The sequence below is a fragment of the Streptomyces echinoruber genome, from assembly GCF_014651135.1.
GTDB classification, from domain to species: domain Bacteria; phylum Actinomycetota; class Actinomycetes; order Streptomycetales; family Streptomycetaceae; genus Streptomyces; species Streptomyces echinoruber.
Genome location: NZ_BMWH01000028.1, coordinates 14,984 through 33,385 on the forward strand (window position 1 = coordinate 14,984; position 18,402 = coordinate 33,385).

The following is an 18,402-nucleotide window of genomic DNA, read 5'->3' on the forward strand; positions in this document are numbered from 1 at the left end:
CGATGCGCCGTACGACCCTCACGGCGGCCGTGGCCGTCCTGGCGCTGACCACCGGCTGCGGCGCCGCCGACATGACCCGGCAGGCCTCGCCCTTCGCCAACGCCCGGGGCGCGCGGACGGTCACCCTCGCGGTGCCGTCCTGGGTGGGCGCGCAGGCCAACGTCGCCGTCGCCCAGTACCTCCTCGAACACGAGCTGGACTACCGCGTCGACACCATCCAGATCGACGAGGTGCCCGCCTGGGACGCGCTCAGCCAGGGCCGGATCGACGCCCTCCTGGAGGACTGGGGCCACCCCGAGCAGGAGCAGCTCTACGTCCGCGAGAAGAAGACCGTCGCCCGCGCCGGCGGCCTCGGCGTCACCGGCCACATCGGCTGGTTCGTGCCGACGTACCTGGCCAGGCAGCACCCGGACATCACCGACTGGAAGAACCTCAACAAGTACGCCTCCCTCTTCCGCACCGCGGAGAGCGGCGGCAAGGGCCAGCTGATGGACGGCTCCCCGTCCTACATCACCAACGACAAGGCCCTGGTGAAGAACCTGAAGCTCGACTACCAGGTCGTCTTCGCCGGCTCCGAGGCCGCGCAGATCACCCAGATCCGCCAGTCCGCCAAGAAGAAGAAGCCCTTCCTGACCTACTGGTACGAACCCCAGTGGCTGTTCAAGAAGGTGCCCATGACGGAGGTGAAGCTCCCGCCGTACAAGAAGGGCTGCGACGCCGACGCGGCCAAGGTCGCCTGCGCCTACCCGCACACCCCGCTGCAGAAGTACCTCAACGCCGACTTCGCCAGGAACGGCGGACGGGCGGCGCGGTTCCTGAAGAACTTCCGGTGGACGACGGAGGACCAGAACGAGGTCGCCCTCCTGATCGCCGACCGGAAGCTCACGCCGGAGCAGGCGGCGAAGAAGTGGGTGGACAGTCACCCCTCGGTGTGGAAGAAGTGGCTGCCCAGGTAGCAGGTGGCCGCGGCGGGCGGCCGCGTCACGGCCGCAGGGCGTCACGGCCGCGGCGCGCTACGGCCGCAGCCCGGCCGCGATCTCCCGCAGCGCCGCCGTCGCCCGCCGCTGCAGGCCCGGCCCGAAGGTGATCCGGGTGGCCCCTCGCTCGCCCAGCCCGGCGGGGGAGGGGCCGTCCCCGGCCGGCCGCGCGAGGGCGTTGAGCGGCCCCTCGATCCCGGCCCGCAGCAGCGGCAGCACGTCGGCGGGGGCGCCGATCGGGTCCACGCAGTCGGCGCCCGCGGCCCCGTACAGCGCGGCCCGCTCGATGGTCCGCTCCGGGTCCGTGACGCCCCGCAGGAACGTGTCCACCCGGGCGTTGACGAACAGCCGGTCGCCGGCCGCCGCACGCACCTCGGCGAACACCCGCGCACTGGCCGCGTCCCACGGGCCCGGCAGGACGAGCGGATCGCCGGGCACCCGCCCGTGGTGCAGGGCACGGAACGCCTCGACCTTGCTCACCACTCGGTGCTCCCCGGGGGGATCCGGCGGCTGACCATCAGCCGGTTCCAGCTGTTGATGGCGGTGACCACGCCGACGAGGTGGGCCAGTTGCGCCTCGTCGAAGTGCCGGGCGGCCTCCTCGTACACCTCGTCGGGCACGAAGCCTCCCCCGGACTTCGTCCGGGAGGTGCCCCCGGCGAGGACCGTCACCGCCTCCGCCAGCGCCAGCGCCGCCCGCTCCCGCTCGTCGAAGACGTCCGGCCCGGCCTCCTCCCACGCGGCGAGCAGGTCGAGCTGCCGCTCGGGCACCCCGTACCGGCGGGCCAGTTCCAGGTGCAGGTCGAGGCAGAAGGCGCAGCGGTTGATCTGCGAGGCGCGCACCTGCACCAGCTCGGCGAGCCGCGGATCACCGAGCCCCCGCTTGGCGGCGGCGCTCAGCGCCTGCATCGCGGCGCGGACCTCGTCGTCGAGGTGGGTGGTGCGGGCGCTCACGCGTGGCTCCCCGGCTGGTAGTGCCCCGGCACCCGGCGGGTGGCCACCCCGAACCGGTTCCAGGCGTTGATCACCGTGATCGCGGCGATCAGCCGGGTCAGCTCGGCCTCCTCGAAGTGCCGGGCGGCACGCTCGTACACCTCGTCGGGGACGAAACCGTCGGTCAGCACCGTGACCGCCTCGGTCAGCTCCAGGGCCGCCAGCTCCCGCTCGGTGTAGAAGTGCCGCGACTCCTGCCACGCGCTGAGCTGCACGATCCGCTCGACGCTCTCCCCGGCGGCGAGCGCGTCCTTGGTGTGCAGGTCGAGGCAGAAGGCGCAGCGGTTGATCTGCGAGGCGCGGATCCGCACCAGCTCCAGCAGCCGCGCGTCCAGGCCCTGCCGGGCCGCCGCGTCCAGCCGGATCATCGCCCGGTACACGTCGGGGGCGAGCTCCGCCCAGGACAGGCGAGGGGTGTGCTCGGCGGCGTACTCCCCGTCCGCCGTCTCGTTCGTCCTGTCGACCGTCTGGTTCATCGTCGTCATGGCGTCGACCCTAGGAGCCGGGCAGCCCAGGAGTATGGTCCATTTCCATGGCAGATCCATGGGCCACTTCGGGCATCGACCTGCACCTGGAACCGTCCGCCGGCCCGGGCCTGCGCCGCGGCCTGACCGACGCGCTGCGCGAGGCGGTACGCAGCGGCCGCCTCGCCCCCGGCACCCGCCTGCCGTCCTCCCGCGCCCTCGCCGCCGATCTTGGCATCGCCCGCAACACCGTCGCCGATGCCTACACCGACCTGGTCGCGGAGGGTTGGCTCACCGCCCGCCAGGGCTCCGGCACCCGTGTCGCCGAGTGGGCGGTGGCCCCCGCCCCCCGCCCGGCGCCGCGCCACCGCGCCCCCGGCCGCCCCGCCTACGACCTCACCCCCGGCAGCCCCGACCTCGCCGCGTTCCCGCGCGCCGCCTGGCTCAGGGCCACTCGCCGCGTCCTGACCACCGTCCCCCACGACGCCTTCGGCTACGGCGACCCGCGCGGCCGCCTTCCCCTGCGCACCGCGCTCGCCGAGTACGTCTCCCGCGCCCGCGGCGTCCACGCCGACCCCGAACACGTCCTGGTCTGCTCCGGGTTCACGCACCTGCTGACCGTCCTCGGCACCGCGCTGCGCTCCCGCGGGGTGCGCACGGTGGCCGTGGAGTCCTACGGCCTGGACCAGCACTGGCGCGCACTGGCCGCGGCCGGACTGCGCACCGTGCCCCTGCCCCACGACGACCGCGGCACCCGCACCGAGGAGCTGGCGGGCACCGGCGCGGGCGCGGTGCTGCTCACGCCGTCCCACCAGTTCCCGCTCGGCTCGCCACTGCACCCCGACCGGCGCGCCGCGGCCGTCGACTGGGCGCGCCGCACCGGCGGCTTCGTGCTCGAGGACGACTACGACGGCGAATTCCGCTACGACCGCCAGCCCGTCGGCGCCCTGCAGGGCCTCGGCCCCGACCGCGTCGCCTACCTCGGCACCGCCAGCAAGGCCCTCGCCCCCGGCCTGCGCCTGGCCTGGGCCGTCCTGCCGCCCGCGCTGGCCGAACCGGCCGCCGCCGCCAAGGGCCCGAGCGACACCTGCGCCGCGACCGAGCAGCTCACCCTCGCCGAGTTCCTCGCCTCCGGCGCCTACGACCGCCACGTCCGCGCCTGCCGCCTGCGCTACCGGCGCCGCCGCGACGCCCTGGTGGCGGCCCTCGCCGCGCACGCCCCCCACGTCCGCGTCACCGGCATCGCCGCCGGCCTGCACGCCGTCCTGCGCCTCGCGCCCGGCACCGAACCCTCCGTCGTCCAGGCCGCCGCCTGGCAGGGCCTCGCCCTCCACGGCCTCGGCCGCTACCGCCACCCCGACGCCGCCACCGCTCCCACCGACGCCCTGGTCGTCGGCTACGGCACCCCGCCGGACCACGCGTGGACGGGGGCCCTGGAAGCGCTGTGCCGGGTCCTGGCGTGAGCCGGGCGGGCGGCCCCGCCCGGCTGTTCGTCCGGCGCCCCTGTTCGTCCGGCGCCCGTGTTCGTCCGGCGCCCGTGTTCGTCCGGCGCCCGTGTTCGTCCGGCGCCCGTCAGGAGCGCGCGCGGACGGCCGGATCGTTCAGGCAGAGCGCGATGTTGCGGACCGCGGTGGTGAGTTCCTCGATCACCCGGGCCGCCTGACCCGCGTTGTGGAAGGCCGGGTGCCCGGCCAGAGCCAGGTCCAGTTCCTCCACCGCCTTGACGGCCGGCCCGGCGCTCGCGGCGGGGGAGGGGAGGCCGGCGGACGCCGGCGCCTCGGCCCCGGAGGGCGGCTCCGGCGCGGCGGACCGGACCGGCGCGGCCCGCTCCGCCGCGGGCGCGTCGGAGGCGGTTCCCGTCGGCTCGGAGACGGCGGGAACCGGTGAACCGGGCGACACGGTGCCGTTCTTGGACTCCTCCCAGTACCTCTCGAAGGAGGTGGGGAAGGCGCCGGAGTCACCGGTCACGGAGACGTACTCCTCCTCCGGCCGCGACGGCACGACCGGCGCGGCGGGCACGGCCTGCGGGGGCTGCGCGGGCTGTGCGACCTGCGGGGGCTGCACGGATTGCGTTGACTGCGCGACCTGCGGGGACTGCGCGACCTGCGCGACCTGCGCGACCTGCACGGGCTCCACGGGTGGCACGGGCTGCGCGGATTGCGCGACCTGCGCTGATGGCGCGGATTGCGCGGCCTGGGCGGCCTGGGCGGCCTGGGCGGCCTGTGCGGGATGCGGGCCCTGGGAGGTCTGCTGGGCGTGCGGGGCCGGATTCGGCGTGTTGCGCGCCCGTGGCAGCACGAAGTGTTCGAAACCCGGGAATTCGGGGGAGGGGGAGCGCATCGAGGAGTGCGGGTTGTACTCGGTCTGCCACTGCATGCGGTAGCAGTCGACCTGGTCGGCGCAGGCGGCGCGGGCGTGGAAGACCGCCGTGTTCTCCCCCAGGTCCGGATACCAGAGGTTCGGGCCCGGAAAACGTACGGTCCGCGTCCGCGGTTTGATCGGCTCGGCGCATCCCATGCAGCAGCCCTCCGGCACCATGAGGGGAATGCCGCCGTTCTGCTCCGGCCAGCGGGGGCCGCCTTCCCAGCGGTATTCCCCGTGCTGGCAGGGCGGGAGTTCACCGCAGGCGCGGCAGACGGCGTAGTGCTCCGGCAGGACCTGCCAGTCGTGGCTGGCGGGGGCGCACCAGTGTTTCGGCGTGGCCCGGGGGAAGTTCTCGTTGCGCAGGACCAGGATCACCGGGCGCTTGTAGAACTCGGCCCGTTTGGGAGCCGGTTTGACCACCTGGTTGTTGGCCCGCCGCAGTTCGTTGGCGTGCCACCACAACTCCACGTGATCGCGCCACGCCTTCTCGTAGGAGTCCGGCCAGCGGTCGCTCGTATAGCTGTTGATCTCCAGGATTCGCCACGCCTGCCGGTCGAGTACCACGATGGAGCCTGCCCGCAGTCGCATGTGGGTGCCGTTGTCACCTTCGTCCGGCCAGTCATGCCGGCCGATACGAGTGGGCTGGTCTGGGAGCCACCTGCGAGCCTGCATGTCATGCTCCTCGGCAACGAAACTTTATAGGCACAAAAGGTGCAGTCATGAGTATTTTTAACAATCGGGACGCTTAGTGCGGTGCAGACACGCGCGCATTACCGGCTGAAGACACGTGGCGGTGTTTCCTCGCGCCCGACAACGGCTCCGTACCCGGCCTCCCGGCCGCGACGCTCACCCGCACGTGTGGTCGCGGTTCCGTCACTCTTCCTCTTTACGAGTGCATAAAAAGAGGAATGTCCTTTTTTCTTTCCGGTCGTGGGCGCGCACTCGGGGAAAGGACCGGGGTGCTTGCGCGCGCCCTTACGCGCCCCTCTAGGGTGGGCCCGGAAAAACGTTCGGGCGCACGGCGGACGCGCGGTGCGGAACGACAGGGAAAGACGACAGGGAAACGGGGAGTTGGGGGACATGGGGGACACGCGCCGGCGGATGCGCTCGACCACGGTCGTGCTCGGCAGCGTGGGGCTGCTCGCGGCCGCGCTGAGCTCCTGCTCCTCCGACCCGGACCGGCGCTGCGTCGACCGCGACAGCTACCGCGCCGCCGAGGGCTACAAGGTGGTCTCCGACAAGAACTGCAAGTCCGCCGGGACCGCCGTCAACGGCGCCTGGTACTACGGCGGCAAGACGAAGGACGGCAGGGTCAGGGGCGGTTCCTTCACCAAGCCCGGCAAGGGCTCCGGCGGGCACGGCGGCTCCGGCGGCATCGACCGGGGCGGTTTCGGCGGCGGCAAGGGCAAGGCCGGCGGCTGAACGGGACGCGACGCATGCACCGCCGTACCACCGAGCCCCGCCCCGGCTGGCAGCACATCGTCGAGGAGCAGGGCCTGATCTACCCCCTCACCCGCCACCCCGACGGCTCCCTGCGCCCCTACTGGGACGAGAGCGCGTACTACGTCTTCACGCTGCCGGAGGTGGAGGCGCTGGAGGAGACGGTGGAGGAACTCCACCGCATGTGCCTCGCGGCCGCCGGCCACATCGTCGCCCACGACCGGTTCGCCGACCTCGGCATCACCGACCCGCGCGTCGCCCACGCGGTCGCCGAGTCCTGGCACCGCCGGGCCGAACTGCCCACCGTCTACGGCCGGTTCGACCTGCGCTACGACGGCACGGGCCCGGCCAAGCTGCTGGAGTACAACGCCGACACCCCCACCTCCCTGGTGGAGGCCGCCTCCGCGCAGTGGTTCTGGATGGAGGACCGCTTTCCGGGCGCCGACCAGTGGAACTCCCTGCACGAACGCCTCGTCGACGCCTGGCGCGACCAGGCCCGCCTGCTGCCGCCCGGCAGCCCGCTGCACTTCGCGCACTCCGCCGACGACGAGCTCGGCGAGGACCTGATGACGGTCGCCTACCTGAAGGAGACCGCCGAGCAGGCCGGCCTGGAGACCGACTGGATCTCCATGGAGGAGATCGGCTGGGACCCGCTGGCCGGACGCTTCGTCGACAACCGGCTCCGCTTCATCCGCGGCGTCTTCAAGCTCTACCCCTGGGAGTGGCTCACCACCGACCGGTTCGCCGGGCACGTCCTGGACACCCTCGACAACGGCGGCGGCACCGGCACGACCCTGTGGATCGAACCCGCCTGGAAGATGCTGCTGAGCAACAAGGCGCTGCTCGCGATCCTGTGGGAGCTGTACCCCGGCCACCCCAACCTGCTGCCCGCCCACCTCGACGGCCCCCGCGAAGGGGCCGCGGCCACCGGCTGGGTCGCCAAGCCGCTGCTGGGCCGCGAGGGCGCCGGCGTCACCGTGCACCCGCCCGGCTCCGACCCCGTCGTGCGCGACGAGCCCTGCTGCTACCAGCAATTCGCCCCGCTGCCCGCCTTCGACGGCCACCACGTCGTCCTCGGTGCGTGGGTCGTCCGGGACGAGGCCGCCGGGCTCGGCATCCGCGAGTCGGCCGGGCTGGTCACGGACGAGTACGCGCGGTTCGTCCCGCACGTGATCCGCTGAGCGGCGCCGCCCGCGCCCGGTGCGCGTGCCGCTCGTATCCGCTGAGCGGCGCCGCCCGCATCCTGCGCGGTGCCGCCCGCATCCTGGACCGCGTCCGGTGCCCCGCACCCCCGCCGGGTAGGCTGACCTGCGGGCCGTGACTGGCGCGCCGGGTCCCCGAGCAGGGGCCCGAGGATGGACCCGACCATCGGGGAGCGGCCCGTGCGGAACGTGTGCCGTGCGCCTGGGCCGAACCGTGAACGCCGAACACCCCCGTCCGGAGGTCCCCGTGCCCGACCCTGTCACCCCCCAGAGCACCCCCGAGAACAGCCCCGCGACCAGCCCGGAGTCGACGGCCTACCGCGCCGCCCTCGACGTCATCGGCGCCGTCGAGCCGCGGGTCGCCGACGCCATCCGCCAGGAGGTCGCCGACCAGCGCGAGATGCTCAAGCTGATCGCGTCCGAGAACTACGCCTCCCCGGCCACGCTGCTGGCGATGGGCAACTGGTTCAGCGACAAGTACGCCGAGGGCACCGTTGGCCGCCGCTTCTACGCCGGCTGCCGCAACGTCGACACCGTCGAGGCGCTCGCCGCCGAGCACGCCCGCGAGCTCTTCGGCGCCCGCCACGCCTACGTCCAGCCGCACTCCGGCATCGACGCCAACCTCGTCGCCTTCTGGGCCGTGCTCGCCGACCGCGTGGAGGCGCCGTTCCTGGAGAAGACCGGCGTCCGCCAGATCAACGACCTGTCCGAGGCCGACTGGGCCGAACTGCGCCAGGCCTTCGGCAACCAGCGCATGCTCGGCATGTCCCTCGACGCCGGCGGCCACCTCACCCACGGCTTCCGCCCGAACATCTCCGGCAAGATGTTCGACCAGCGCTCCTACGGCACCGACCCGGCCACCGGCCTGGTCGACTACGACGCGCTGCGCGCCCAGGCCCGCGCGTTCAAGCCGCTGATCATCGTCGCCGGCTACTCGGCCTACCCCCGCCTGATCAACTTCCGGATCATGCGGGAGATCGCCGACGAGGTCGGCGCCACCCTCATGGTCGACATGGCACACTTCGCGGGCCTGGTCGCGGGCAAGGTGCTCACCGGCGACTTCGACCCGGTGCCGCACGCCCAGATCGTCACCACCACCACCCACAAGTCGCTGCGCGGCCCGCGCGGCGGCATGGTCCTGTGCGACGACTCCCTCAGGGACCAGGTGGACCGCGGCTGCCCGATGGTGCTGGGCGGCCCGCTCCCGCACGTCATGGCCGCCAAGGCGGTCGCGCTGGCGGAGGCCCGGCAGCCGTCCTTCCAGGACTACGCCCGGCGCATCGTGGACAACTCCCGCGCCCTGGCCGAGGGTCTGATGCGGCGCGGCGCCACCCTGGTCACCGGCGGCACCGACAACCACCTCAACCTGATCGACGTGGCCACGTCCTACGGCCTCACCGGCCGCCAGGCCGAGCAGGCGCTGCTGGACTCCGGCATCGTCACCAACCGCAACGCCATCCCCGCCGACCCCAACGGCGCCTGGTACACCTCCGGCATCCGTGTCGGCACCCCGGCCCTGACCACCCGCGGCCTGGGCACCTCCGAGATGGACGAGATCGCGGCCCTGATCGACCGGGTCCTGACCGCCGCCGAGCCCGGCACCACCAGCAAGGGCACCCCCTCCAAGGCCCAGCACGTCCTGGACGCGAAGGTCGCCGAGGAGGTCTCCCAGCGGGCGCACGACCTGCTCCAGCCGTTCCCGCTCTACCCGCAGATCGACCTGGGCTGAGCCCCATCGGCCTGGGCTGACCCCCCCGGGGCCGAGCGGAGGCCGCATCAGAGGTCGATCAGCTCCTGCCGCGGCGTCCACGGCGGCCCGTCCTCCCGACGGGCCGCCGTCCGCCGTACGGCCGCCAGTGCCCCGCCCGCCCCCGCCACCAACCCGGCGGCCAGCCCCGTCAGCCCCCAGCGGACCGCGCCGCCGCCGGTGCCGCCGTCCCCGCCCGGCTCCCGCAGCCACGCCTCCCGGCGCATCCGCCGCCACATCCCGCGCGACGCCCGGTGCCACCGGATGTCGTCGTCCACCACCTCCGGCGAGGGATCCGACCGCACCCACGGCGTGCCGTCCGCCGCGACGACGAGCTGGTCCTCCCGCCGCACGGCCACGTCCCCGCCCGGCGCCCGGTCGGTGGCCGGCCACCCGCCCACCCCGGTCAGCCCCCACACCACCGTGACCCGCACCCGCGGACACCGCCCCTCCCGCCACGCCTCCGGCACCCGCTCCGACCCGCTGCGCGTCGGTTCCAATAGCTGCCACAGCCGCCCGAACTCCGCGTCCCCGGCCCGCACCGTCACCGCCCGCCCGCTGCCGCCCGCGACGACGAACGCCACATCGGGCGCCCCGTCCCCCGCGACCGTCGCCCGCGGGACTCCCGCCCACGCCTCCTGGGCCCCCGTCCCCACCACCAGCACCACCACCGCCGCCAGCGCCAGCGCCAGCGCCGGCGCCGCCGCCGGCAGGACCGTCCGCCGCATCCCCGTTCCCCCTTCGCCCGCTCCGTGCCCGCTCCGTGCCCCGCCGCGCCTTCGCGCCTTCGCGCGCCCTCTGTTCCCGCTCCCGCGCTCCCGTTCTCGCGTTCCTGCTCTTGTTACACCCCCGGGAACGGATCGCACCCCTGCCGTTCCCGTCCCGTACCGGATCGCCTTCCGCGACCTGAGAGAATGGTGTGCATGGCCAACGACCGACCTCGCGTGCTCTCCGGAATCCAGCCCACCGCGGGCTCGTTCCACCTCGGCAACTACCTCGGCGCCGTCCGCCAGTGGGTGGCGCTGCAGGAGACCCACGACGCGTTCTACATGGTCGTCGACCTGCACGCGATCACGGTCCCGCAGGACCCGAAGGAGCTGCGGGCCAACACGCGGCTGGCGGCGGCGCAACTGCTGGCGGCGGGGCTCGACCCGGACCGGTGCACGCTCTTCGTGCAGAGCCACGTCCCGGAGCACGCGCAGCTCGGCTGGGTCATGAACTGCCTCACCGGGTTCGGCGAGGCCTCCCGCATGACGCAGTTCAAGGACAAGGCCGCCCGGCACGGCGCCGACCGCGCCAGCGTCGGCCTGTTCACCTACCCGATCCTGCAGGTCGCGGACATCCTGCTGTACCAGGCGCACGAGGTGCCGGTCGGTGAGGACCAGCGCCAGCACATCGAGCTGACCCGCGACCTGGCGGAGCGGTTCAACGGCCGCTTCGGGCAGACGTTCACCGTGCCGAACCCGTACATCCTCAAGGAGACGGCGAAGATCTACGACCTGCAGGACCCGGGCGTGAAGATGAGCAAGTCGGCGTCCACGCCGAAGGGCCTCATCAACCTCCTGGACGACCCGAGGACGACCGCGAAGAAGGTCAGGAGCGCGGTCACCGACACCGACACCGTCGTCCGCTTCGACCCGGAGCACAAGCCCGGCGTCAGCAACCTGCTCACCATCTACTCCACCCTCACCGGCACCTCCGTCGCCGAACTGGAGCAGCGGTACGAGGGCAAGGGCTACGGCGCGCTGAAGACGGACCTCGCCGAGGTGATGGTGGAGTTCGTGACGCCGTTCCGGGAGCGCACCGAGCAGTACCTGGGCGACCCGGAGACGCTCGACGCGGTGCTGGCCAAGGGCGCGGAGAAGGCGCGGTCCGTCGCCGGGGAGACGCTGGCGCGGGTCTACGACCGGATCGGGTTCCTGCCCGCCAAGCGCTGAACCACCCCGCGCCCGGCCCGCCCGGCCCCCCGCGGGGCGGACGGGCGGGCCGGGCGCACGACCGCACACGCGGACGGACGCACCGCCGGGCGGAGCGCTGCACATCACTCCGGCTGCGCCTGCCCGGAGCCACACCCGTGGCCGTACAGTCGATAACCGGGACCGCCGGGACCGGCGGCCGGCCACCACGACAGGACGACAGGAGACGACGTGGGGACCGTAACGATCGGCGTGTCGATCGCGGTCCCGGAGCCGCACGGCAGCCTGCTCCAGCAGCGGCGCGCGGGCTTCGGCGACGCCGCGGCTCACGGCATCCCCACCCATGTCACGCTGCTGCCGCCGACCGAGGTGGACGACTCTCAACTGCCCGCGATCGAGGCGCACTTGGCGGAGGTCGCGGCGGCCGGGCGGCCCTTCCCGATGCGGCTGCGCGGCACCGGCACCTTCCGGCCGCTGTCACCCGTGGTGTTCGTGCAGGTCGTCGAGGGCGCCGAGGCGTGCACCTGGCTGCAGAAGCAGGTCCGTGACGCCTCCGGGCCGGTGGCGCGCGAACTGCAGTTCCCCTACCACCCGCACGTCACCGTCGCCCACGGCATCGACGACGCGGCGATGGACCGCGCCTTCGAGGAGCTCGCCGACTACGAGGCCGAGTGGCCCTGCACCGGCTTCGCGCTCTACGAGCAGGGCGCCGACGGGGTGTGGCGCAAGCTGCGCGAGTTCACCTTCGGGCGGGCGGTGGTGCCGCCGCAGGGCACGCCCGTGGACCGCGACTCCCTGCACAGCCGCTGACCGCGGCCCCCCTCCGCACGGCCACTGACCGCGCTCCGCACAGTCGCCGTCCTGCGCTCCTCCGCACAGCCGCTGACTGCGGCCCCCGCACAGCCGCTGACCGCGGCCGCCGCTCCGTGCGACACCCCCCGCGCGCCGCACCCGCGGCCGGCGGTCACGGCGGTCACGGCGTTCGTGTGGCCACGCGGGCGGACCGGCCGACGGTGGCCGGCGGTGGCCGGCCGGTGAGGGGGCACCCGGACAGGGGGACCTCCCGCGGGCGTTCGGGGGCGTCCCACATGACCGGCGTCGCCGAGGGCAGGGTGTGATCATGGACTGGCTGAAGAGGCTTCCCGTCGTCGGGCCGTGGACGGCGCGCCTGACGGTCACGCACGCGTGGCGGTCGTACGAGCGGCTGGACCGGGTGAAGTGGACCCGGCTGGCCGCCGCGATGACGTTCGTCAGTTTCGTCTCGCTCTTCCCGCTGCTGACCGTGGCCGCCGCGGTGACCGCCGCCCTGCTCAGCGACGACCGCCAGCGCGAGCTGGAGAACAGGATCGCCGAGCAGGTGCCCGGCATCTCCGACCAGCTCGACATCGCCGGTCTCGTCGACAACGCCGGCACCGTGGGGATCATCGCCGGTGCCGTGCTGCTGCTCATCGGCGTCAACTGGGTCGGGCAGGTGCGGGACTGCCTGCGCGCGGTGTGGGAGCTGCCCGACGATCCGGACAACCCCCTGGTCACCAAGGTGAAGGACGCCGGCATCCTGCTCGGGCTGGGCGGCGCCGTCCTGGTCACGCTCGCCACCACCACCGTCGCCTCGGCGGCGGTCGGCTGGTCCGCCGGCCACCTCGGTCTGGACGAACACGGCTGGGGCAGCGCGCTGCTGCGCGTCACCGCGTTCGCCTTCGCCGTCCTCGCCGACTTCCTGGTCCTGCTCTACGTCCTCACGCTGCTGCCCGGCGCGGAACCGCCCACCCGCCGCCTCCTCGTCGCCGCGCTGACCGGCGCGGTCGGCTTTGAACTCCTCAAACTGCTGCTGAGCGGCTACATCCAGGGCGTCGCCACGAAGAGCATGTACGGTGCCTTCGGCGTCCCCGTCGCCCTGCTGCTGTGGATCAACTTCACCTCGAAACTGGTGCTGTTCTGCGCGGCGTGGACGGCGACCGGGAGCAAGGCGGAGGAGGGCGCCGCCGCCCGGCGGCAGCCGGCCGGGGCGCCGGAGCCGGGCGTCAGGAACGGGAGGACCGGCGGCGCACCAGGTCCGGCAGCGGCCACCGGCGGTTGACCAGCAGCACCCCGCCGCCGAGGACCACCAGCGCGCCGCCCGCGAGGCCGAGGGCGGTGCCGACGCCGCTGGAGCCGCCGCCCGGGCGGGCGCCCGCCCGGGCAGCCGGGGAGCCGCCGCCCGCGGCGCCGCCCGCCTGCCCGGCGGGTGCGCTCGCCCCCGGCCCGCCGGGGGCGGGGACGGCGCCCTTGGGCGGCACCAGCTCGCCCACCGGCCGCACCTTCCCGGCCGCCCGGAAACCCCAGTCGAACAGCCGCGCGGTCTCCTTGTAGACCTCGTTGTGCTCCTTCTTCTCCGGGTTCATGACCGTGACCAGCAGCACCCGGCCGTTCCGCTCGGCGACGCCGGTGAAGGTGGCGCCCGCGTTGGTGGTGTTGCCGTTCTTCACGCCCGCGATGCCCTGGTACACCGGGACGTCGTAGTCCCCGGCCAGCAGCCGGTTGGTGTTCTGGATCTGGAAGGACTCCCGGGTCTTCCTGCCCTTCTTGTCCTTCTTCGTGGCGCCCGGGAACGACGCCCGCACCGTCGAGCAGTACGCGCGGAAGTCCTTCTTCTGCAGCCCGGAGCGGGCGAACAGCGTCAGGTCGTACGCCGAGGACACCTGCCCCGGGGCGTCGTAGCCGTCCGGCGTCACCACGTGCGTGTCGAGGGCGCGCAGCTGGGCGGCGTGCTCGTTCATCTCCTTCACCGTCTCACCGATGCCGCCGTTCATCCGCGCCAGCACGTGCACGGCGTCGTTGCCGGAGCGCAGGAACACCCCGAGCCACAGGTCGCGGACGGTGTAGGTCTCGTTCTCCTTGATGCCGACCAGGCTGGAGCCCGCGCCGATGCCCGCCAGGTCGCTCGGCGCCACCGTGTGCCGCTGGGAGCGCGGGAACTTCGGCAGCACCGTGTCGGCGAACAGCATCTTCAGCGTGCTGGCCGGCGGCAGCGGCCAGTGCGCGTTGTGGGCGGCCAGCACGTCCCCCGACTCGGCGTCCGCGACGATCCACGAGCGCGCGGTGAGGTCCTTCGGCAGCACCGGCGCCCCGGCCGCCAGGTCGACCTGCGTCCCCGGCAGGCCGAGGCGGCTGCCGCCCACGGTCGACATGCGCGCCGGGGGGCTCGTCGACGGGGCGGGGGCGGCGGGTGCGGCGACGGCGGCGGGCGCGGTCAGCGCGAGGGAGGCGAGCGTGGCGGCGGCCAGCGCGGAACGCCGGCGGCCGGTCCTGTGGGGTGCGGGCACGTCGCAGAAGGTACCCGGCGTGCGCGACGGACGCCCGCCCCGGCCCCGACCCCGGGCGGGGAGGCGGATTCCGGCCGGGGATACTGGACGCGTGCCGTGCTCATCCGGGAGCCGTTCCCCGGCCTCCCAGCCGGCCGCGGGCGCCCGGCGCTGAGAGGAAAGGTCCGTTTCTGTGAAGCTGAGCCGCCCCGTCTCCTGGTTCCTGCTCGCCTTCGGGGTGTGGAGCTGGGTCATCTGGGTCACTTTCGTCAAGAACCTGTTCAAGGACAGCAGCGGGCTCGCGTTCGACGACGGGCACCCCACGGCGTACTTCTGGGTCCACCTGCTGCTCGCCGTCACTTCCTTCGTATGGGGGACGGTCATCGGGGTCATCGGGTTGCGCGGACTGCGCGCACTGCGCCGCGCGTCATAGTGATGGCGCTCGTCCTCGTGCTCGTCGCGCTGTCGGCGGTGGCCGCGGTGGCCGCCGCCAACTGGTACCTCTGGCGCCGCCTGTTCCGCGACACGACCCGGGGCCCGGGGTGGGTGCGCCGCGCCGGGGCCGCGGTGGTCGCCGGCGGCTGGGCACTGGCCGTCGGGGCGCTGGTCGCCGAGCGCGCCGGCGCGCCGTTCCGGCTGCAGAAGGTCCTGGCCTGGCCGGGCTTCCTCTGGCTGGCCCTGGTCCTCTACCTGTTCCTGGCCGTCCTGGCCACCGAACCGCTGCGCCCCCTGCTGCGACGCCTCCTGACGCGCCGTCAGGTGGCGTCCCCCGAGGCCGTGGCGACCGTGGCACCACCGGACGTCCCGCGCCCGGTGGACGCCCTGCGCCCGGTGGACACCCCGCAACGGCCGGTCCCCGCACCGGCCCCGGCCGCCTCCCGCCGCCTGTTCCTCTCCCGCGCCCTCGCCGCGGCCGCCGCCACGGCCGCCGTCGGCACGGTCGGCTACGGCACCTACGGCGTCCTGCGCGGCCCCCGCGTGAAACGGGTCACCGTGCCGCTCGCCAAGCTGCCGCGCCCGGCGCACGGCTACCGGATCGCGGTCGTCAGCGACATCCACCTCGGCCCCGTCCTGGGCCGGGACTTCACGCAGAAGGTCGTCGACACCGTCAACGCCACGCAGCCCGACCTGATCGCGGTCGTCGGCGACCTGGTGGACGGCAGTGTCGCCGACCTCGGCCCGGCCGCCGCCCCGCTCGCCCGACTGCGGGCCCGGCACGGCGCGTACTTCGTCACGGGCAACCACGAGTACTTCTCCGGCGCCGACCAGTGGGTGGCCGAGGTGCGCCGGCTCGGCCTGCGCCCGCTGCAGAACGCCCGCGCCGAACTGCCCGCCTTCGACCTGGCGGGCGTCAACGACCTGCAGGGCGAGCACGAGGGCGAGGGGCCCGACTTCGGCCGGGCGCTCGGCGACCGGGACCCGGCGCGCGCCTGCGTGCTGCTCGCGCACCAGCCGGTGCTGATTCACGAGGCGGTCCGGCACGGCGTCGACCTGCAACTGTCCGGCCACACCCACGGCGGCCAGCTCTGGCCCGGCGCCCTGCCGGCCGCCGCCGCGAACCCGACGGTCGCGGGCCTGGAGCGCTACGGCGACACGCAGCTGTACGTCACCCGCGGCGCCGGCGCCTGGGGCCCGCCGACCCGCGTCGGCGCGCCGAGCGACATCACGGTCGTCGAGCTGGCGTCCCTGCGGGCCTGAGCGGCCCTCGCCCCGGTCGCCGCCGGCCGCGGGGAGCGGGTCCGCGGGCCCGGCTGGTGGCGGGGAGCGGGGCCGTGGGTCCGGCTGGTGGCGGGGAGCGGGGCCGTGGGTCCGGCTGGTGGCGGGGAGCGGGTCCGCGGGTCGGCCGGCCGGCGGTGCCGTCAGGGCCTGCGGCCCAGTTCGGGGCGCCGGGTGTAGTCGGTGAAGCCGATGACGTTGCCCCAGGGGTCGGCGATCTCGACGGTCCAGCCGGTGGCCACGGCGAAGGGCTCCTCCAGGGGCGGGATGCCGGCGCGGACCAGTTCCCGCGCCGCATGGCGGGCGTCCGGCACCTCCAGCCACACCCGCGGTGCGGGCCACGGCGGCGGGCGGTGGCCGAACACCTCCTCCCGGCGCAGCAGGACGCCCGGCGTCTCGGCACCCACCCGCAGCAGAGCGATCCCGGCCTCGTCGAACCGGAATCCCAGGACGAACCCGGCGCGCCGGTAGAACGCCACGGCCTCGCCGAGGTCCCCGACGGGCAGCAGCACGTTGTCGAACCCGAGCAGTTCGTACGACCTGTCGTCTGACATACCGTCAGGTTAAGTGCCCCGGCCCGCCGGACCCCGCTGACATGCCGCCCCGGCTTCTGCGCCACCCGATCCCTCGGGCATGATGACCGCATCATCGTCGTCAGGAGCAGTCACGTGACCGAACAGCCGCAGCAGCCGGGCCCCTACGGACCCCAGAACGGGAACGGGTACGGCTACCCGAACCAGCCGAACCAGCCACCGCACGGCGCGTACGGCTACGCCCAGCAGCCCGGTTACGGCCAGCCCGGTTACGGTCAGCCCGGTTACGGCCAGGGCGGCTACGCGCCGGGCGGCTACCCCCCGCCGCCGGGTACCTACACCGGCGACCCCAACGCGCCCTACGGCTACGACCCCTACGGCCGTCCCTACTCCGACAAGTCGAAGGTCACCGCCGGTCTGCTGCAGATCTTCCTCGGCGGCCTGGGCGTCGGCCGCTTCTACCTCGGCCACGTCGGCATAGGCATCGCCCAGCTCTTCACCTGCGGCGGCTTCGGCATCTGGTCCCTGATCGACGGCATCATGCTGCTGACCGGGGACAACAACACCGACGCCCAGGGGCGGGTCCTGCGTGGCTGAGCGGGCCGCCCCCCGCGCCCGGCCCGCCTTTTTGGCGCGCCACCCGGCGGCGGGGCCGCTCGGCGTCCTCGCCGCCGGCGCGGCCGGTGCCGGCTACCTGTACCGCACCGACCCGCACCAGCCCGGCCACCTCCTGCCCCAGTGCCCGTTCCGCCTGCTCACCGGCCTGCTGTGCCCCGCCTGCGGCGGCACCCGCATGGTCTACGACCTGATGCACGGCCACCTCGCCGAGGCCTGGCTGGACAACCGGGCCCTGCTGCTCGCCGCCCCGTTCGCGCTCGCCCTGTGGGCCCGCTGGACCTGGGAGGGCCTGCGCGGCCGCCGCTGGCAGCCGACTCTGAGCCCCCGGACGCAGGCGGCCGTGCTGGGGCTGGCGGTGCTGTGGGCGGTGCTGCGCAACACCGTCTGACACGTGCCCCGTCGTCGGGACGACTGTCTGACACGTGCCCCGTCGCCGGGGTGACCGTCTGACACGTGCCCCGTTGTCGGGACGACCGTCTGACACGTGCCCCGTTGTCGGGATGACTGTCCGACTCATCCCCCGTCGTCGGGACGACCGTCTGACACGTGCCCCGTCGTCGGGACGACCGTCTGACACGTGCCCCGTTGTCGGGACGACCGTCTGACACGTGCCCCGTTGTCGGGACGACCGTCTGACACCTCCCCCGTCGTCGGGACGACCGTCCGACTCATCCCCCGTCGTCGGGACGACGGGGGATTTCGCGCCGGTTGGCCGAAATATGATCACGAAACAGGAACGATGATCGTCCGCGTCTCCCGCCCGCGACCCCGCGTTCCCTAGGCTCGCGACGTCCAGGGGGGACGGCATACGCACGTGAGGCGGGATGGACTCCCTCCTGCATGTGTCCACCGTTCACGGCACCTCCCAGGAGCAGTCCCATGACCGTCCCCACTCCCCAGGCCCCCTACGGTTTCGACCCGCAGGGCCGCCCCTACTCCGACAAGTCGAAGATCGTCGCCGGCATCCTCCAGCTCTTCCTCGGCACCCTGGGCATCGGCCGCTTCTACGTCGGCTCCGTCGGCGTCGGCATCGCCCAGCTCCTCACCTGCGGCGGCCTCGGCTTCTGGGCCCTGATCGACGGCATCCTGTTCCTGACCAGCAACGACCGCACCGACGCCCAGGGCCGCGTGCTGCGCGGCTGAGGCCCGGAA

At 73.8% G+C, this 18,402-nt stretch carries 20 protein-coding genes; 13 read left to right on the forward strand and 7 right to left on the reverse strand.

Annotation, left to right across the window (positions count from 1 at the left end; all coding sequences use genetic code 11):
* Positions 1-2: 2 nt before the first annotated feature.
* Positions 3-956 carry an ABC transporter substrate-binding protein gene (locus IE225_RS26345; RefSeq protein ID WP_190060112.1) on the forward strand — a complete coding sequence of 318 codons (954 nt, stop codon included), beginning with the start codon at positions 3-5 and terminating at the stop codon, positions 954-956.
* A 57-nt stretch (positions 957-1,013) separates the two neighbouring features.
* On the opposite strand, the gene IE225_RS26350 is transcribed toward IE225_RS26345, so the two are convergent.
* Genes IE225_RS26350 through IE225_RS26360 form a run of 3 tightly spaced genes read right to left on the reverse strand, consistent with a single transcriptional unit; the run spans position 1,014 to position 2,454 of the window.
* A complete protein-coding gene (locus tag IE225_RS26350; protein ID WP_190060113.1) occupies positions 1,014-1,457 on the reverse strand; it encodes an isocitrate lyase/phosphoenolpyruvate mutase family protein in 444 nt (147 codons plus the stop codon).
* The gene (locus tag IE225_RS26355; RefSeq protein ID WP_190060114.1) at positions 1,454-1,930 is read right to left on the reverse strand and encodes a carboxymuconolactone decarboxylase family protein; all 477 of its coding nucleotides are present in this window, start codon (positions 1,928-1,930) and stop codon (positions 1,454-1,456) included. The genes IE225_RS26350 and IE225_RS26355 overlap by 4 nt, the downstream gene beginning before the upstream one ends.
* Positions 1,927-2,454, reverse strand: coding sequence for a carboxymuconolactone decarboxylase family protein (locus tag IE225_RS26360; protein ID WP_190060115.1), 528 nt, complete (start codon positions 2,452-2,454; stop codon positions 1,927-1,929). The genes IE225_RS26355 and IE225_RS26360 overlap by 4 nt, the downstream gene beginning before the upstream one ends.
* 47 nt (positions 2,455-2,501) lie before the next feature.
* On the opposite strand from IE225_RS26360, the gene pdxR reads away from it, so the two are divergent.
* Positions 2,502-3,896: a MocR-like pyridoxine biosynthesis transcription factor PdxR gene (gene pdxR / locus IE225_RS26365; RefSeq protein WP_190060116.1), complete on the forward strand. Its 1,395-nt coding sequence runs from the start codon at positions 2,502-2,504 to the stop codon at positions 3,894-3,896.
* A gap of 109 nt (positions 3,897-4,005) precedes the next feature.
* Here the strand turns inward: pdxR and IE225_RS26370 are convergent, their stop codons facing one another.
* Complete coding sequence (locus tag IE225_RS26370; protein ID WP_229880058.1) at positions 4,006-5,385, reverse strand: hypothetical protein; 1,380 nt, start codon at positions 5,383-5,385, stop codon at positions 4,006-4,008.
* 492 nt (positions 5,386-5,877) lie between these two features.
* Between IE225_RS26370 and IE225_RS26375 the strand changes: the two genes are divergently transcribed.
* From IE225_RS26375 to IE225_RS26385, 3 genes are all read left to right on the forward strand, one after another.
* The gene (locus tag IE225_RS26375; RefSeq protein WP_190060118.1) at positions 5,878-6,219 is read left to right on the forward strand and encodes a hypothetical protein; all 342 of its coding nucleotides are present in this window, start codon (positions 5,878-5,880) and stop codon (positions 6,217-6,219) included.
* A gap of 14 nt (positions 6,220-6,233) precedes the next feature.
* On the forward strand, positions 6,234-7,418 hold the full coding sequence (locus IE225_RS26380; RefSeq protein WP_190060119.1) for a glutathionylspermidine synthase family protein: 1,185 nt from the start codon (positions 6,234-6,236) through the stop codon (positions 7,416-7,418).
* Positions 7,419-7,686: 268 nt separating this feature from the next.
* Positions 7,687-9,168 carry a glycine hydroxymethyltransferase gene (locus IE225_RS26385; protein WP_190060120.1) on the forward strand — a complete coding sequence of 494 codons (1,482 nt, stop codon included), beginning with the start codon at positions 7,687-7,689 and terminating at the stop codon, positions 9,166-9,168.
* Positions 9,169-9,215: 47 nt separating this feature from the next.
* Here IE225_RS26385 and IE225_RS26390 read toward each other — a convergent pair whose 3' ends face one another.
* A complete protein-coding gene (locus tag IE225_RS26390; protein ID WP_190060121.1) occupies positions 9,216-9,914 on the reverse strand; it encodes a hypothetical protein in 699 nt (232 codons plus the stop codon).
* Positions 9,915-10,109: 195 nt separating this feature from the next.
* On the opposite strand from IE225_RS26390, the gene trpS reads away from it, so the two are divergent.
* From trpS to IE225_RS26405, 3 genes are all read left to right on the forward strand, one after another.
* Positions 10,110-11,123, forward strand: coding sequence for a tryptophan--tRNA ligase (trpS, locus tag IE225_RS26395; protein WP_190060122.1), 1,014 nt, complete (start codon positions 10,110-10,112; stop codon positions 11,121-11,123).
* 210 nt (positions 11,124-11,333) lie between these two features.
* Positions 11,334-11,912: a 2'-5' RNA ligase family protein gene (locus IE225_RS26400; RefSeq protein ID WP_190060123.1), complete on the forward strand. Its 579-nt coding sequence runs from the start codon at positions 11,334-11,336 to the stop codon at positions 11,910-11,912.
* 310 nt (positions 11,913-12,222) lie between these two features.
* On the forward strand, positions 12,223-13,179 hold the full coding sequence (locus IE225_RS26405) for a YihY/virulence factor BrkB family protein (RefSeq protein ID WP_190060124.1): 957 nt from the start codon (positions 12,223-12,225) through the stop codon (positions 13,177-13,179).
* On the opposite strand, the gene IE225_RS26410 is transcribed toward IE225_RS26405, so the two are convergent.
* Entirely contained in the window at positions 13,124-14,404 is a 1,281-nt protein-coding gene (locus IE225_RS26410) for a D-alanyl-D-alanine carboxypeptidase family protein (RefSeq protein WP_229880059.1), read from the reverse strand. The two genes, IE225_RS26405 and IE225_RS26410, sit on opposite strands and share 56 nt — an antisense overlap.
* Before the next feature lie 172 nt (positions 14,405-14,576).
* On the opposite strand from IE225_RS26410, the gene IE225_RS33515 reads away from it, so the two are divergent.
* Both IE225_RS33515 and IE225_RS26415 read left to right on the forward strand, forming a co-directional pair.
* Positions 14,577-14,816, forward strand: coding sequence for an SCO4848 family membrane protein (locus IE225_RS33515; RefSeq protein WP_229880061.1), 240 nt, complete (start codon positions 14,577-14,579; stop codon positions 14,814-14,816).
* A gap of 2 nt (positions 14,817-14,818) precedes the next feature.
* Positions 14,819-16,081, forward strand: a complete 1,263-nt coding sequence (locus tag IE225_RS26415) for a metallophosphoesterase (protein ID WP_190060126.1) — start codon at positions 14,819-14,821, stop codon at positions 16,079-16,081.
* 161 nt (positions 16,082-16,242) lie between these two features.
* Here IE225_RS26415 and IE225_RS26420 read toward each other — a convergent pair whose 3' ends face one another.
* On the reverse strand, positions 16,243-16,653 hold the full coding sequence (locus IE225_RS26420) for a VOC family protein (RefSeq protein ID WP_190060127.1): 411 nt from the start codon (positions 16,651-16,653) through the stop codon (positions 16,243-16,245).
* Between the two features lie 114 nt (positions 16,654-16,767).
* On the opposite strand from IE225_RS26420, the gene IE225_RS26425 reads away from it, so the two are divergent.
* From IE225_RS26425 to IE225_RS26435, 3 genes are all read left to right on the forward strand, one after another.
* A complete protein-coding gene (locus tag IE225_RS26425) occupies positions 16,768-17,229 on the forward strand; it encodes a TM2 domain-containing protein (RefSeq protein WP_190060128.1) in 462 nt (153 codons plus the stop codon).
* Complete coding sequence (locus IE225_RS26430) at positions 17,222-17,638, forward strand: DUF2752 domain-containing protein (RefSeq protein ID WP_229880063.1); 417 nt, start codon at positions 17,222-17,224, stop codon at positions 17,636-17,638. Before IE225_RS26425 ends, IE225_RS26430 begins: the two co-directional genes overlap by 8 nt.
* A gap of 491 nt (positions 17,639-18,129) precedes the next feature.
* Positions 18,130-18,393: a TM2 domain-containing protein gene (locus IE225_RS26435; protein WP_190060129.1), complete on the forward strand. Its 264-nt coding sequence runs from the start codon at positions 18,130-18,132 to the stop codon at positions 18,391-18,393.
* The last annotated feature ends 9 nt before the right edge of the window (positions 18,394-18,402 follow it).